General features: G+C 60.9%; 14 protein-coding genes. 9 read left to right on the forward strand and 5 right to left on the reverse strand.

The window, feature by feature from the left end:
• Nucleotides 1-55: 55 nt before the first annotated feature.
• The 4 genes from pepN to M0639_RS15215 all read right to left on the reverse strand — a co-directional run bounded on the left by pepN (nucleotide 56) and on the right by M0639_RS15215 (nucleotide 4,821).
• Nucleotides 56-2,539 (reverse strand): aminopeptidase N, encoded by a 2,484-nt coding sequence (gene pepN / locus M0639_RS15200; RefSeq protein ID WP_064074341.1) that lies wholly within the window; start codon nucleotides 2,537-2,539, stop codon nucleotides 56-58.
• 48 nt (nucleotides 2,540-2,587) lie between these two features.
• A complete protein-coding gene (gene thiD, locus M0639_RS15205) occupies nucleotides 2,588-3,388 on the reverse strand; it encodes a bifunctional hydroxymethylpyrimidine kinase/phosphomethylpyrimidine kinase (protein ID WP_003946192.1) in 801 nt (266 codons plus the stop codon).
• Nucleotides 3,389-3,481: 93 nt separating this feature from the next.
• Nucleotides 3,482-4,096, reverse strand: a complete 615-nt coding sequence (locus M0639_RS15210) for a class F sortase (RefSeq protein ID WP_231915247.1) — start codon at nucleotides 4,094-4,096, stop codon at nucleotides 3,482-3,484.
• On the reverse strand, nucleotides 4,093-4,821 hold the full coding sequence (locus M0639_RS15215) for a hypothetical protein (protein WP_064074343.1): 729 nt from the start codon (nucleotides 4,819-4,821) through the stop codon (nucleotides 4,093-4,095). The genes M0639_RS15210 and M0639_RS15215 overlap by 4 nt, the downstream gene beginning before the upstream one ends.
• 343 nt (nucleotides 4,822-5,164) lie before the next feature.
• On the opposite strand from M0639_RS15215, the gene M0639_RS15220 reads away from it, so the two are divergent.
• Both M0639_RS15220 and M0639_RS15225 read left to right on the forward strand, forming a co-directional pair.
• Nucleotides 5,165-5,608 carry a DUF7144 family membrane protein gene (locus tag M0639_RS15220; RefSeq protein WP_030537512.1) on the forward strand — a complete coding sequence of 148 codons (444 nt, stop codon included), beginning with the start codon at nucleotides 5,165-5,167 and terminating at the stop codon, nucleotides 5,606-5,608.
• 21 nt (nucleotides 5,609-5,629) lie between these two features.
• Complete coding sequence (locus tag M0639_RS15225; RefSeq protein ID WP_064074344.1) at nucleotides 5,630-6,451, forward strand: class II glutamine amidotransferase; 822 nt, start codon at nucleotides 5,630-5,632, stop codon at nucleotides 6,449-6,451.
• Nucleotides 6,452-6,536: 85 nt separating this feature from the next.
• Here M0639_RS15225 and M0639_RS15230 read toward each other — a convergent pair whose 3' ends face one another.
• On the reverse strand, nucleotides 6,537-7,094 hold the full coding sequence (locus M0639_RS15230; RefSeq protein ID WP_021333511.1) for a QsdR family transcriptional regulator: 558 nt from the start codon (nucleotides 7,092-7,094) through the stop codon (nucleotides 6,537-6,539).
• Nucleotides 7,095-7,369: 275 nt separating this feature from the next.
• On the opposite strand from M0639_RS15230, the gene M0639_RS15235 reads away from it, so the two are divergent.
• The 7 genes from M0639_RS15235 to M0639_RS15265 all read left to right on the forward strand — a co-directional run bounded on the left by M0639_RS15235 (nucleotide 7,370) and on the right by M0639_RS15265 (nucleotide 14,625).
• Nucleotides 7,370-8,281, forward strand: a complete 912-nt coding sequence (locus M0639_RS15235) for an ABC transporter ATP-binding protein (protein WP_231915248.1) — start codon at nucleotides 7,370-7,372, stop codon at nucleotides 8,279-8,281.
• Complete coding sequence (locus M0639_RS15240; protein WP_064074345.1) at nucleotides 8,281-9,255, forward strand: oligopeptide/dipeptide ABC transporter ATP-binding protein; 975 nt, start codon at nucleotides 8,281-8,283, stop codon at nucleotides 9,253-9,255. The genes M0639_RS15235 and M0639_RS15240 overlap by 1 nt, the downstream gene beginning before the upstream one ends.
• Nucleotides 9,256-9,385: 130 nt before the next feature.
• Nucleotides 9,386-10,918: an ABC transporter substrate-binding protein gene (locus tag M0639_RS15245; protein WP_064074346.1), complete on the forward strand. Its 1,533-nt coding sequence runs from the start codon at nucleotides 9,386-9,388 to the stop codon at nucleotides 10,916-10,918.
• An 80-nt stretch (nucleotides 10,919-10,998) separates the two neighbouring features.
• The gene (locus M0639_RS15250; protein ID WP_158510646.1) at nucleotides 10,999-11,961 is read left to right on the forward strand and encodes an ABC transporter permease; all 963 of its coding nucleotides are present in this window, start codon (nucleotides 10,999-11,001) and stop codon (nucleotides 11,959-11,961) included.
• Nucleotides 11,958-12,818, forward strand: coding sequence for an ABC transporter permease (locus M0639_RS15255; protein WP_020969703.1), 861 nt, complete (start codon nucleotides 11,958-11,960; stop codon nucleotides 12,816-12,818). Before M0639_RS15250 ends, M0639_RS15255 begins: the two co-directional genes overlap by 4 nt.
• Before the next feature lie 65 nt (nucleotides 12,819-12,883).
• The gene (locus M0639_RS15260; protein WP_063316365.1) at nucleotides 12,884-13,768 is read left to right on the forward strand and encodes an SCO6745 family protein; all 885 of its coding nucleotides are present in this window, start codon (nucleotides 12,884-12,886) and stop codon (nucleotides 13,766-13,768) included.
• Nucleotides 13,769-13,944: 176 nt separating this feature from the next.
• A complete protein-coding gene (locus M0639_RS15265) occupies nucleotides 13,945-14,625 on the forward strand; it encodes a hypothetical protein (protein WP_064074347.1) in 681 nt (226 codons plus the stop codon).
• Nucleotides 14,626-14,656: the final 31 nt, after the last annotated feature.

Genomic DNA, 14,656 nt, shown 5'->3' on the forward strand with positions numbered 1-14,656 from the left:
GTCGCAGCCCTGTTTAGACAATATCCAAGAACAGGACATTTCGGAGCTGATGGCGTCAGATCACCGCGTTCGACGCCTGGGCACGTAGGTCTCGGGCCAGGTGATCCCGACGCTCGAGAACAAGCCTCCGCAGCGACGCGGGCGCCTCCGCATTGGCCTGGATCCAGGAATCGACAGCAGAGGTGTCTTCAGCTGCCGGGAAGAGTCCGTTCACCAACCGTCGGGCGATCTCGATGCTGCGTTCGGACCACCACTTCCCCAGGGACGAGAAGTACTCTGCCGCATATCCCTCGATCAACGACGGGTCCGTGCCCGAACGGAATCCGGCGATCGTCGCATCCAGGCGGTCGTTCGAGAGTGAGCCGTCAGTGGTCGCCGACGCCCAGGCAGCCGCCTTGGTCTCGGCATCGGGAATCGACGCCGCGGCGCGGACGTACGCCGTTCGACCCGCTGACGTGCTGTCCTTGCTCAGCTCACCATCGAAGTCGCTCACACTCGCATGGCCGGTCGCCGACAGGGCGATCCACAATGCCCACCGCAGATCAGGATCGAGAGCCAGTCCGACCGGCCCCGGGCAGGTGCCGTCGAGTATCGACCGCACCTCGTCGGCGCGAGCATCGTTGACCGCTGCAGCGGCCGACAGAGCCCGTGCCCATGCCAGCTGTCTTCCGGACTCCGGTTCGGCTTCGAACACCGCCTTCCAGGTCGTTTCCAACCAGCCTGCACTTACATTGGGCCGCAAGCTTTTCGGAACGTAGTGAAGAACCGCGTATTGGGCATCGGTCAGGATCGAGCTGAGAATCGCAAGATCTGTCTCCGCGGGAGCGAATCGTTCCACCATGTCGAGGTACCGGAACACCGAGAGCTGCGCATCACGCACCGAGTTCCACAGCGACGACCAGATCATCCCGCGCGCAAGCGGATCGCTCACGCGGTCCAGGGATGCCTCGACAGTGGACAGAGATTCCGCGTCCAATCGCACCTTGGCGTAGGTGAGGTCTTCGTCGTTGAGCAGTGTAAGTGCTCCGGGCGGAAGGTCGACCGACGTGCGTGATTCGGTGATGTCGAGTTCGACGCGTTCGGTGCGAACAAGGTCTCCGGACTCGTTGTAGTCGTAGATTCCGACTGCGAGCCGATGCGGCTTCGGGTCCGTCTGGACCAGGTCTGTTCCGTCGAGCGACAGCGTGGACACTCCGGTGGTCTGCAACCAGATTCGGGCCCATTCGCGCACATCACGTCCGGAAGTCTCCGCGAGCACGTCGAGCAGATCAACCAGCGTGGTGTTCCCGAAGGCGTGGGCCTTGAAGTACCGTCGTGCCGCTTCGAAGAACGCGTCACGGCCGACGAACGCCACGAGTTGCTTGAGGACACTGGCGCCCTTGGCGTAGGTGATTCCGTCGAAGTTCAGCTTCGCAGCTTCGAGATCGACGATGTCGGCGACGATAGGATGCGTGGTCGGCAGCTGATCTTGGAGGTACGCCCACGCCTTCCGCTTGATGGCAAATGCTACCCAGGCATCGGTGAAGCGAGTGGCTTCGGCGCTGACCAGCGATCCCATGAAATCGGCAAAAGATTCCTTGAGCCACAGGTCGTCCCACCAGACCATGGTCACGAGATCGCCGAACCACATGTGCGCCATTTCGTGCAGGATCGTGTTGGCGCGGCGCTGATGCTGCTCGTCGGTTGCGGAGCCGCGGAACACGTATGCCTCGGTGAAGGTCACCAGTCCCGGGTTCTCCATGGCGCCGAGGTTGTACTCGGGGACAAAGATCTGGTCGTACTTGCCGAACGGATACGGATAGTCGAAGTACTCGGCGTAGAAGTCCAACCCCTGACGGGTGATGTCGAAAACGTTGTCTGCATCGAGGTGTGGAGCCAACGACGCCCGGCACAGCGCACCCAACTCGACAGTGAGTTCGCCGCGACTCCACGACGACGCCACGCGGTGATACGGCCCGGCCGCGATCGCGGTGATGTAGGTCGAGATCGGCAGCGTCGGGGCGAAAGTGACGCGTTGTGCACCGTCCACGGAGAGAGTCTGGGTCGCGGGCTGATTCGACAGGACTTCCCAGCCGTCAGGTGCTGTCACCTCGAATGTGAAGGGCGCCTTGAGGTCCGGCTGCTCGAAGCAGGCGAAAACACGCCTGGCATCGGCGGGCTCGTATTGCGTGTACAGATACGTCTGATCGTCAGCGTCGTCGACAAATCGGTGCAGCCCTTCACCGGAACGGCTGTAGTTGCCGTGAGATGCCACCCGAACGACGTTCGATCCGCCGAGTCCGCGCAGCACGATCCGGGATCCGTCGTACTCCACCGGAATCGACGCACCGTCGACGTCCACGGAATCGACTGCAGCACCGATGAAATCGAGCCACGTGGACTCCACCGAGGACGTCAGATCAATTGTCGTGACCGTCGAAAAGGTCTTCACGGCGGAGTCGACCGCCGATCGCAGATCCAACTCCACCCGGTAACCGGCGACGGAGATGGCTCGAGATCGTTCGGCGACTTCGCTTCGATTCAGGTTCGCAGTACTCACGCACTCGATCCTGCCAGGCCGCGCGCGGCGATGTGAGCCGCCGTGCGCCTATCCCTTGAACGCGCCCTGCCAGACGGTGTCGAACGGCGTGTGCGCCGAGACGCGGCCTTCGATGCCCGCCGTGACGAACTTCTTTGCCAGAGCGACGGCTTCTCCCACGTCGGCGCCTTTTGCCAGCTCCGCGGTCACTGCGGCGGCCAGCGTGCAACCGGCACCCGAGACGCGCTCTTCGCCGACCTTGGGGGCGGAGAGAACAGTCACGTCGGTCCCGTCGAACAACACGTCGACGGCGTCGCCACCGGCGAGTTCGACACCGCCCTTTGCGAGCACGTACTTGGGTCCGAGATCATGGATACGACGTGCGGCCTCGATGAGGTCGTCGACGCTTTCGATGCTGTCCATTCCGGCGAGGGTGCGTGCCTCGAACAGGTTGGGTGTGACGACGGTGGCGAGCGGGAGGATCGAATCACGAAGTGCTGTATCAGTATCGAGAGCCGCGCCGGGCTCCTGGCCCTTGCAGATCAGGACCGGGTCGAGGACGACGTGGCGCCAGGACTGCCGACGCAGGCCCTCTGCCACAACCTCGATGGTGGCGGGCGTGCCCAACATGCCGATCTTGACGACGTCCAGATCGTGAGCCGCAGTGGCAGCCTCGATCTGATCAGCGATCACGTCAGGAGCGATCGGTACGAAGCGATGACCCCAGTTGTTCTTGGGATCGAACGAGACGATACATGTGGTGGTCGCTACGCCGTAGACGTCCAATGCCTGGAACGTCTTCAGGTCGACCTGCAGGCCGGCACCGCCAGTCGCTTCGGACCCAGCGATGACATAGGCGAGGTCAACCACAGCACAATCTCCTTCTTCGGACTTTCGAAACGTGCGTGGATGGCCACGAACGCGGGACCCAGTTTATCAACCGTTCCGACGTCTGGTTTTCGGCTATGCGGGCACCGGAGTTCCCCACGCGACGTCGTTGTCCTCGTATCCGAACGGCGGACCGACGAACTCGCCGCCGCAGGTGATCAGCGCGAGGGTTTCGGGTCCGTCGAGGCTGTTCAATCGCTCGACCGGCAGCTCGCCGTCCTTGCTGTAGTGATCGACCGCATCGATACGGTAGTTCCAGGTCTGTCCCCCGGCGCCCGCCACGGTCACGACCGAGCCGATTTCCAGTGTCGAGAACTTCTTTCCGAAACCGTCACCCTGATAGATGTCGTTGATGTGTCCGGTGATCACCACAGTGCCCGCGCCGGAGCCGGGAAATGCCGAATCTGCCCACCATCCGATCTCACTGACATCCTCGGGCGGAATGAGCGAGCCGTCCGTCGTCGTCTTGATCGGCAGGATGTCAGCGGTGCTGTTGCCTGTGCGCAGCGTGGTCGGGACATCCGGACCGTCGACTGCGGCGCGAACTGCCGGCGGCAAATCTTGTTGGCCGGTCGCGAGGACGCGGGTCGGCGAGTCACCGTCGTCGGAACATCCGCCGATCAAGAGCATTGTCGCCACTACTGCAGCGGCCCACGTTCGGCTGGCCGTGGATCCAGGTGCCGCTGTCACGGACGAGAAGTCGGGCCGGACGGAATCTGGGCAATTGGTACTCGGTTTCCTACGTCACGACCGGGAAGTGCGTCACCGGAATCCCCACCGTTCCCACCGGAACCGTCACCACCGCTGCCGTTTCCGCCACCGCTTCCATTCCCCCCGCCGCCGGGGCCGGGGCCGGGGCACTCACCTCCCGGATCGGTGGTGTCGCCTGCCAAGACAATCTTGACTGCCGAGAGGTTGACCGTCTGGTTCTGCGCGACTTGTCCAGGAGTTGTGACGTCGAATGCGAGCTTGGCACGTACGGGGATGACCGAACCGTCGTCAGCGTCGGTGACCGTTGACCCTGACCGGCCGAGATCTTGGGTCAACGTCATTCTGGAGATCAAATCCTGATCTCCGGTCAAGCCGGCGCCGTCGATCCGAAGGGTCCCTCGGACGGGACTTCCGTGGGCTCTGATCGTCACCGATGCGCGAAACTCGAGGATGTCTCCCGGCACTGTCCGCCACGCCTCGATCGAGTTGATTTTCGTTCCAGGCGATCCAGTCGAGATGTCGTACCAACCGTCGATCACGGCCGGATCGAGTGACATCGAATTTTCGTTGATTTCCGAGTTGCACGCGCGGGTGAGCGAAACGGAGGCAGCCGATCCCACTGCGGGGAGTGCTGTCGACACAACGGTCGCCAAGACGAAGGCCGTCGCGGTGATGCCCGCGGTACGCCTGCCGAAGATCGTCATTCTCTCGCTACCTTTTTCCGCGGACCGTAGCTTCCGGTCAATTCAGTCAAAATACCAGTACAGCTGGACAAATAGGTCGAATTCCGTGCCGAATTCCTCTTGTTTTCTGTGAACTTCGGTTACGAGCAATTTCTCCGCACACGCGTTCCGGCAAGGGGTACATCGGATCAACAGGGGTCAGAAGTTACATTTCGCCCGCACATCGGAGCAGATCGCACTGATTTCTCACCGCATTGGACAGGTATTTCCGTTTCATAGCGGTCAGCCGGTGGAACAACGATCACTACAACGAGCGTGCCGGGCACGTGTCCGGTCGCCCCCCACCGAATCAAGGGAAACCGTCATGTCGGATACAACGTCAGTCAAGCAGGGTTTCGCGGTAGGAACATCGATCGGGGCAGCCGTCATCTTGGTGACGGTCGGCATCGTGCAGTTCTTCCAGGGACTCGCTGCCGTCGCCGAAAACGAAGTGTTCGTAGTCGGGATCGACTACGTCTATCAGTTCGACCTGACGACGTGGGGTTGGATCCATCTCGTGTTGGGCGCGCTCGTCGCTCTCGTCGGGCTTGCACTGTTCACCGGAGCGGCCTGGGCGCGGGTGTCGGCAGTGGTGATCTGCGCGATCTCGATCATCGCGAACTTCTTGTGGCTGCCGTACTACCCCTGGTGGTCGACTCTCATCATCGCGCTGAACATCGTCGTGATCTGGGCTGTGTCGACATGGAAGCCCACCCAGACGACGCACGCCGCTGCGCATGCACCGTCAACGCCGACTCGATCTGCTTGAGTTGAAAGTATGTGTAGGTGGATGGCGTATTCCGGAGAGCCGATACTGGCCCATGACTTGCTGTTCAGGCCACAGCACTCGCTGATCGACCAGAGCCTGCATTCTCAACTCGGGGCCACGACGACAAATGGCGACGGCTTCGGAATCGGCTGGTACGGGGAAGGCCCCCAACCGGCAGTTTTCAAGAGCATCGAACCCGCGTGGAACGACTCGAACCTGCGCGAGGTCACCTCCCAATTGCGCACCCCTCTGCTGTTCGCTCACATCCGCGCCTCGACGGGAACTGCAGTGCAGCGCAGCAACTGTCACCCGTTCCGGCACCGGCGGTGGTTGTGGATGCACAACGGTTCACTACACGGATTCCACGACATGAAACGGGAATTGGTGACTGCCATTGATCCGTCGCTCTTTCCGGATCTCGAAGGATCGACGGACTCGGAAACTCTGTTCTTCCTCGCGCTGACGTTCGGCCTGACCGACGATCCGTTCGAAGGTGTCGCGAGGGCCGTCGGATTCGTCGAGCACACGGCTCGCTCTCAGGGAATCGACAATCCGGTTCAGATGACCGTCGCCACGTCGGATGGCATCTCCACCTGGATCTTTCGCTATTCCAGCGAGCACCAGTCGAGGTCGTTGTTCTTCTCCACCGAGATTTCCACGCTGCGCAAGCTCCATCCAGAGGTGGATGCCCTGCACCATCTGAGTGAGGAGACCCGAATCGTCGTCTCCGAGCCTCTACGTGACCTTCCCGGCGCCTGGAACGAGGTTCCCGAATCCGCCGCAGGCGTCATCCGGCCCGGACGGGACGAGATGCGGAGCTTTGTGCCGATCCCACCAGCCTGATTGGGTCATACAACCAGACATAGCTATGAAATAGCTTGCATTCGAAGCGCTTTCACGAAAACTGAGAAAACGGAAACTCGGCATACTAGTCACGCGAGAGGATGAGCCGGAACGCCAAGCGAGCCTTCTCCGTATCCGGAGTGCCACCGGTGAGCAAATCGTTGTAGATGAACGACTCACCCACGCGAACCAGCAGATATGCCATGTCCTCGACGGGCAGGTCGGGCCGAATCTGCTCTGGTATTTCAGCTTCGATCAGCCTTCGCACGGATTCGACCATCGTGCCCTGAATCGGCCCCAGTCCAGTTGTGAGTATGCACAACGCCTTTTGCGGTTCCCGAGTCAAATACGTCCGGAAGAATTCGGTCTCGATTGTCGCCCGTGCATGGTAAGTGAGGACGTCGACAACCCTTGACGCTCCGCTTCCACCGCACTCCTCGAGGCCCATTCGCCACGTTCGGCGCGCCAGCGAATCGAGCACGTCACCGGTAATTGTGTCGCGATTCCCTGCACGCCGGAACAAGGTGGTCCGATCCACCCCCAACTCGGTGGCCAAAGCGTTCACATCGAGCGGTTTTCCGGCTGCGAACTGTCGTCGGGCGGCACTCAACGCTTCCGCGCGGATGTCACGTGTCTCGGCCATGGAGTGAATGTATCGCTGACGACGTGCTGGTCGGTAGCCGGAGGCGATCAGACGGCGCCATCGACGGCAATCGTTGCAACATTCATTGACTTTGTTGCAGGTCAGTGTTTATGGTTCCCCGGTACGTGATTCCAGTCACAACAGTTCAGTTGTTTACGGAGGAATGCGATGAACGATCACACGTGGACGACCCGACGATGAGCCCACTTCTGCAAGTACGAGACCTCACGGTTGACATTGGGACAGAATCGATTTCGAACAGACTCCTCGACCGAGTGAGCTTCGAGTTGGGGTCGGGCGAAATCACCGGCCTCGTAGGAGAGAGCGGGAGCGGAAAGACACTGACCGGACTCGCTCTGCTCGGTCTTTTGCCCCGTACGGCAACAACCAGCGGAAGCTTCCGTTTGGAAGGACAGGAACTTGTGGGTCTGCCCGCCGCCGAGTTGAGGAAAATACGCGGTCGCGACGTCAGTATGGTCTTCCAGGACCCGAGTTCGGCTCTCAACCCCTCCGTCAGCATCGGTCGCCAGATCGTCGATGTGTTGAAGGCCCACCGCGACATCACGAAAGTCGATGCGGAGGACGTGGCTACAGATCTTCTCCACCAGGTCGGACTGGCCGACCCGAGCAGAACCTTGAAGTCGTTCGGGTACGAGCTTTCCGGCGGGATGTGTCAGCGGGTGATGATCGCGATGGCCCTGGCATGCGGTCCGAAGTTGCTGATCGCGGACGAACCGACAACAGCGCTCGATGTCACCATCCAAGCTCAGATTGTCGATCTCCTTCGAGAACTGGCCGAACAGCGCGATCTTGCCGTGTTGTTGATCAGTCACGACCTCGCGGTTGTCGCCGAGGTCGCGGATCGAGTCATCACCATGTTTCGCGGCGAGATCGTCGACGTCGCGCCACGAGACGTGCTGCTTCGGCGGCCCGCGCATCCCTACACGTTCAGCCTTCTCGAGGCGGCACGCTCGACATTCGAAGAAGTCTCCTCCCAATCGCCCAAGGCGCGAGGCGATTTCACCAGCAAAGCCCCTGCTGACGGCGTGGGTTGCCGATACGTCGCCCGGTGCAACTACTCCGAGGAGCTCTGCATATCCGATCATCCACTTCTGATCGGATCACCGGAATCGGCAACAAGATGTCACCGCAGCGACGAACTCGAGTTGCTCGGACTGGTGAGCTGATGAGCAACACCGACGTCATCGTCGACGTTAGGAATCTGGCAGTCGAGTACGGACGCGGACGCAAAGCTCTTCGCGCGGTCGACGACGTCAGCTTCTCCGTACAGAGGGGCGAAACCCTTGCGATAATCGGTGAATCAGGATCGGGAAAATCCTCGACGGCTCACGCTCTCGCGGGTCTGGTGGCTACGGCCGCAGGCTCCATCACTATGAATCTCGACGACCCGGCGTTCGGCAAGGGTGGATCTTCCCATCTCATTTTTCAAAACCCTACGTCGGCCTTGAACAATCGGATGTCCTCATGGGCTTGCGTAGCCGAGCCGATGGCGCCAGGGCGTCTGCGCATCCCACAGTCCTTGCGGCCGAAAGCCGTCGAGCTGTTGCGTCGGGTCGGTCTCGGCGCTGAGCTTGCCGACCGCCTCCCGACCCAGCTCTCCGGTGGCCAACGCCAACGCGTGACCATCGCTCGTGCACTTGCCTCCAAGGCGCCACTGATTCTCTGCGACGAACCTGTTGCCTCCCTGGATGTTTCGCTTCAGGAAGAGGTGTTGCAACTTCTTGCCGATCTCCGAGAAGAACATGACCTCACGTACATCTTCATTTCGCACGATTTGGGTTCGGTGGCACGGATCGCCGATCGCGTCGCGGTGATGTACCTCGGCCGAATCGTCGAGATCGGACCGGTTGCCACGGTCCTGAGGACTCCATCGCACCCCTACACGCAGGCGCTTCTCGCCGCGGCCCCGCACATCGAACTCGAGCGGCGCAGTCGTCGGAAAGCATTGGTGCGGGGCGAGTTACCCGACCCACGGAATCCACCCTCGGGCTGTCGATTCCGCACCCGCTGCCCGTTTGCGATGGATCGCTGTGCGTCGGAAGCGCCGTCACTTCGCGCGGCCTCGAATTCCGCACACAGCTCCGCCTGCCATCTATCGTCCCCGGCCATATCGATCGGAATCTCCAACCCGCCGCAGTAAATGCGTGCCGCGTCAGTCTCCCCCTTCCGAGAAGACCAAAGCGAAAGTCCACCATATGAATCCGCGTCTGTCTTTGCGATCCCGATATCCGATCACACGCTTCCAGAATCATGGGAAAAGTGGCCCACGTGTGCTGGTAGCTGCGTTTGCACTTTCTGCTCTTGTGCTCAGCGGCTGTTCGAGCAGCGCCACCGGTACCGCCGGCGATACCGGACCTGCCGATCCGAACGCCGAACTCAAGGTCGCGACATCGCACGTGCCCGCCTCGCTCGACCCGTGTGCGGGAAACATCGGATACGACATCGACTACTTACAGTTGATGTATGCACCACTGATCGATGCGGAACCTGCCACCCAGAAGTTGCGGCCCGGAATCGCCAGCGAGTGGGGCTTCTCCGGACCGGACAACCTGACGTTCGAGATGACGTTGCAGAACGGCTTGACCTTCCACGACGGTACAGCTGTCGATGCAGCAGCCGTCAAGGCAAGCATGGAACACTGCTTGAGTCTCGGAATCGTTTCCGTCCCGACGATCAAGAGCATCGAAGCAACGTCCCCAGATCACGTCACGATCTCGTTGAGTTCACCTACCTCCGGTTTACCAGGCTGGCTCAACGGCAGATTGGGAATGGTGGTCTCCCCCACTGCGCTGGCGGCAGCAGGGGCAGACTTCGCCAACAAGCCTGTAGGCGCAGGGCCGTACACATTCACCAGCGCAGTCCCGAACAGTTCATACACATTCAGTCGATTCGACGATTACAAACCGGCAGGTCCACCCAGCCCCCAGCTCGCCAAGATCCAGATCCAGGTGATCTCCAATCCCACAGCGCTGACAAATGCCCTGACATCGAACGCTGCGGATTTTGCATACGGGCTCACACCGTCGAGTGCTCCGATCCTCGAACGGAATCCCAACCTGAACGTCAGTCACGACCCGAGACTCGGAGTTGCGCTCGTCGTGATCAACAACAAGAACCCTGTGGTTAACGACGTCCGGGTTCGTCTGGCGATGCAGTATGCGCTCGACCGCAAGGCAATTGCGCGAGCCGCGCTGGACAGCTCGGAAGGAACTGCGGCGTTCGGTCAATATCCTCCCGGTTCGCAGTTCTACGACGAGGAAACCGAAGATGCATGGCCGTACGACCCGGAGAAGGCCAAATCGCTGCTAGCGGAGGCGGGGTATCCGAATGGGGTCACCGTGCGCGGACTAGCAGGCAACCTACCGCCGTACTCGACCAACGCGGTCCTTGTCGGAGAACAATGGGAGAAAGTCGGCATCAAGGTCGACTTCGTCGAAATGAGTGGACCTCAGGCGATTACGGAGTTCGTCGCACACAACAGCGCGGACGTCTTCAGCGTGGGATGGCCCACGCGAGCATCCGCACCGCTCAATTTCGAAGCCTCTCTGGGTTCGCGATCGTACTTCCGGCAGAATTCCGTCCCCAACGAGGAGTTGGAGAAGCTGATCGCACTGCTGAACAACACGTATGACGAAACCGCTCAGCTCGACATCGTCAAACAGATCAATCAAGTCGTGATCAAGTCCGCTGAGTATGTACCGTTGTACTTCACTCCCGACGTGGTCGCCTACACGAAGAACGTCCACGGGGCCGTTCCCGCACTGAACGGCTCCCCCAATCTGACGTACCTCTCGAAGTCATGACGACGACCGTTGTATCGCAAGAGAATTCGTTGGCCCCCGAGCCTGAGAGCGTTCCGACCCGAAACCCTCACCGATCGCCGGTGAATCCTTACATACGGATGATCGGCGTCCGGTTCGCACAGATAATTCCTACCGCGATTATCGCTAGTTTCATAACCTTTGCCCTTATCCGGATAATCCCCGGTGGACCAGCCGAGGCACTTCTCGGTCCGAACGGCAGCGATGAAGCCATCGCGGCACTCAACGAGCGCCTCGGATTGAATCAACCTCTGCTGGTCCAGTACTGGAACTGGGTGGTGTCGGCTCTGCACGGAGATCTGGGAACGTCGCTACAGAACAGCGCCCCCGTCGGCCCACAGATCCTTGCGCGCCTGCCGGCGAGCGCCGAGCTCGTTGTACTCGCACTGTTACTGTCCGCCGTCGTCGCCATACCGCTCGGTGTGTGGACCGCGACGCGGCAGGGACGACGCAGCGATGGTCTGACCCGCACGGTTTCGGGGATCGGACTCGCGGTACCGGACTTCTTCCTCGCTATCGTGCTGGTCGATGTCTTCGCCCTCGGTTTGGGAGTTCTACCGGTGCTCGGCTGGGTTCCTCTCGAGAACAGTGTGATCGACAACCTGAGCCATTTGGTCCTACCAGCAACGGCGCTCGCTGCCGGCGCAGCATCGATTGCGGTTCGGCAGACCAGGGCTGCGATGATCGAGACACTGTCAAGTGACTACGTACGAACTGCGCGTGCGATGGGTATCGACGAGCGGAAGATCGTGTGGCGCTACGCGCTACGAAACATCGTTCCCACGATTGTCACTGTCTATGGATTGCTTGCCGTGGCGATGCTGGGTGCGACGGTCATTCTCGAGCAGATCTTCGTGCTGCCGGGCCTAGGGAGCGCTCTCGTCATTGCGATCGACACGCGAGATTATCCGATGCTTCAAGGCATTGTGTTGCTGTTCGTCGTGATCGTGCTTCTCGTGAACATCCTGGTCGACGTCGTCAACAACATGATCAGCCCACAATTGAGGAAGGGAACGATCTCGTGAGCCAACTCGCGCTGACCACCGCAGGCGAGACCCGCTCCAAGTGGGCTCTCCCTCGACTGCACCCCGGATTATGGCTCAGCTACTGCTTTCTCGGAACGCTGATAGCGGCGTCCGTCTTGGCCTCGTTCGTGGCTCCGCACAGTCCGACCGATCAGAACCTGACCAACACGTTCGCCGGTCCGAGTGCACAGCACCTGCTTGGCACTGACGGCTTCGGTCGTGACGTGCTCAGTCGATTGATCTGGGGAGGACGCTCCGCCTTCTTCGGCGTCGCGATCGCTGTCGCTGTCAGTCTGCTGTTGGGAATTCCGTGGGGGTTGATCGCCGGATATTGGCCACGCTGGATCGGCGCGTCACTCCTCCGGGTGGCGGACGCATTGCTGGCATTCCCAGGTTTGGTTCTCGCAGTGGCTATTACCGGTGTTCTGGGGCCGAGCCTGATCACGTCGATGTCAGCGCTCGGAGTCGTCTATGCACCCACAATTGCAAGAATTCTGGCTGCCGGGGTCAGCGAAACGAGGAACCGAGACTTCGTTCTGAGCGCGCGACTCTCAGGATGCCCGCCGCACGTAGTGCTCCTGCGTCATCTTCTTCCGCACGCAATCGGGCCGGTTGTCGTTCAGGTGACCGTGCTCACCGGCCTGACTTTTCTCGCGCAGGCGGCACTCTCATTCCTGGGGTTGGGAATACAGCCCCCCACTCCGAGTTGGGGCGGTGACTTATCCGATGCGTACCTGCACATCTTGAGTGCACCACAACAGATTCTCCCCTCCGGCATTCTGATTTCATTGGTCGTCCTGGCCGTCTACCGAGTGGGTGATGCCGTCCGGGACCGCATGTATGTCAGAGGGAGATAGCCGGCGTAGAACAACCATCCGACTCGACTGTTCGAAGACCACACCACCAGCATGAAGGACTATCGATGACCTCGATCGCACCAGAAACCGCGCGCCGCGTCTTCCGTGGAGCCGAACCAATACACGGCATGATCTACTTCACCCCTTTCGGCGCGGAAGCATATGCCGCACTGGGCTTTACACACCCTCGAATGGGCTACTTCGCTTCGCGGTCTGCGCCCATGGGCGCAGTAGCGGCTGAAGTCACCATCGCTACGTTCTTCAACTTCAACCCCGAACTGGTACACGCGGTGCTGCCGGAAGCCTGGACAATCGCCACCCCCGAACAGATCCTCACCGCTCGACTCGACGCTGTCGACCGTTCGCTGCGCAAGGCCTGGGGAGAACATGTCGACGGCACCGAAGTTCGCGAAGCTGCCGAACTCGCACGTCGAGCCGCGGAACGCGCCTGCAACAGACCACAAGGGCGACCCCTGTTCGGTGGGCACGCATCATTGCCGTGGCCTGAGGAGCCTCATCTCGTGTTGTGGCATGCCCAATCCTTGCTCCGGGAGTTTCGCGGAGATTCTCATGTCGCACTTCTTCACGCCGAGGGACTCAACGGTGTCGAAGCGTTGGTAGTCCACGCCGCAACCGGTGATGTTCCTGCTGCTGCTCTGCAAATGAGCCGGGCATGGGACAACGATCAGTGGGCGGAAGGCGTCGAAGGTGTGCGGGCGCGTGGATGGCTCGAAGACGGCCCCGAGCTTCACCTGAACGAGGTGGGTCGCGATCGCCGGAAGCGGGTTGAGCATCAGACCGATGTGCTGGGGTCGTACCCGTACGAGGCGATCGGAGAGACCGGATGCAGTCGACTGATCGAAATCTCGGAACGTCTCTCCGGTGAAGTGATCGATGCAGATCTCGGATTTCCGGCAGCACTGGCAGCACGTCGCCGATTGCGTGCGTGACAGCAGGTCGTGAGTGTCGAACGTGGCTGGTGGTGATACGACGAGGGTGTCACCACCAGCCCCTTCACACAATTATCGCCGAAGTCGGCTGCGCCCCCAATCTGCACAGTGAGAAGGCATCCGGATGAGACTGCCGTTGTGCCGAATTCTCCCGCGGGATGGGTCAAGATGGCTAGATGTGGAAACAGGCACTCGGGTTTGCTTTGTTCGGTGCGACCGTTGCCATCGTCACGGCGGCGCTGACACAGGGATCGGCACAGGCGTCCGCCACGATCACCCTCTTTTCGGGTGGCACCACAATCTCGGGCTTCGCGGGTGAATCGCAATGGACCTGGCCCATCGAGGCTGCGGTGATCGGCGCCCTTCTGGGCGCGCTGACCGGGTTCGTGCTCCGCCTCGCGGGCGTGCGAATCTCCGGAGGCCAGGACAATCGAATGGTTCCAACTGTGGTGGCAGGCCTCGCAGGCGTCACGCTTGGGTTGACGCCCCTGTTGGTCTTGATCGGCATGGCATTCACCGGGTCGGTTGATATCGGATGGTCCCCGCTCCTGGTCTATGCCGTCAGCGGTCTCCTGGCGTATGGCATTTCGGTCGCCGCCGTGTTCGGAGTCCTTCGCGCTGCCGGGGATCGACTTACTGTTCGCACGACGCGAGCGGTCGCGGCGATGCTTCCGGTCGGGGCGTTGGCGGCGACTGCTGCGGGTGTCGGTACTGCGTGGAAGCTGGGCTTTTCCACCGCCGCTCCCACCTGGATTGCAGTCGTACTGCTGGTGGTGCTCGTATTGGCCGTGACGTTCGTTGCGGCCCGGGCGTGGGCACTACGGATGCTGGCTCGTGACTTTCCAGAAGTGGCATAGGCGGTGGAACGATTGATTCCGACGGGCGCAT

Source organism: Rhodococcus qingshengii JCM 15477 (assembly GCF_023221595.1).
Classification (GTDB): Bacteria; Actinomycetota; Actinomycetes; order Mycobacteriales; family Mycobacteriaceae; genus Rhodococcus_F; species Rhodococcus_F qingshengii.

Coding starts and splice junctions, on each gene's coding strand:
- M0639_RS15260 (WP_063316365.1), top strand. CDS start 12,884: ATGACCTCGATCGCACCAGAAACCGCGCGCCGCGTCTTCCGTGGAGCC.
- M0639_RS15220 (WP_030537512.1), top strand. CDS start 5,165: ATGTCGGATACAACGTCAGTCAAGCAGGGTTTCGCGGTAGGAACATCG.
- M0639_RS15215 (WP_064074343.1), bottom strand. CDS start 4,821: ATGACGATCTTCGGCAGGCGTACCGCGGGCATCACCGCGACGGCCTTC.
- M0639_RS15230 (WP_021333511.1), bottom strand. CDS start 7,094: ATGGCCGAGACACGTGACATCCGCGCGGAAGCGTTGAGTGCCGCCCGA.
- M0639_RS15225 (WP_064074344.1), top strand. CDS start 5,630: ATGGCGTATTCCGGAGAGCCGATACTGGCCCATGACTTGCTGTTCAGG.
- M0639_RS15265 (WP_064074347.1), top strand. CDS start 13,945: ATGTGGAAACAGGCACTCGGGTTTGCTTTGTTCGGTGCGACCGTTGCC.
- M0639_RS15240 (WP_064074345.1), top strand. CDS start 8,281: ATGAGCAACACCGACGTCATCGTCGACGTTAGGAATCTGGCAGTCGAG.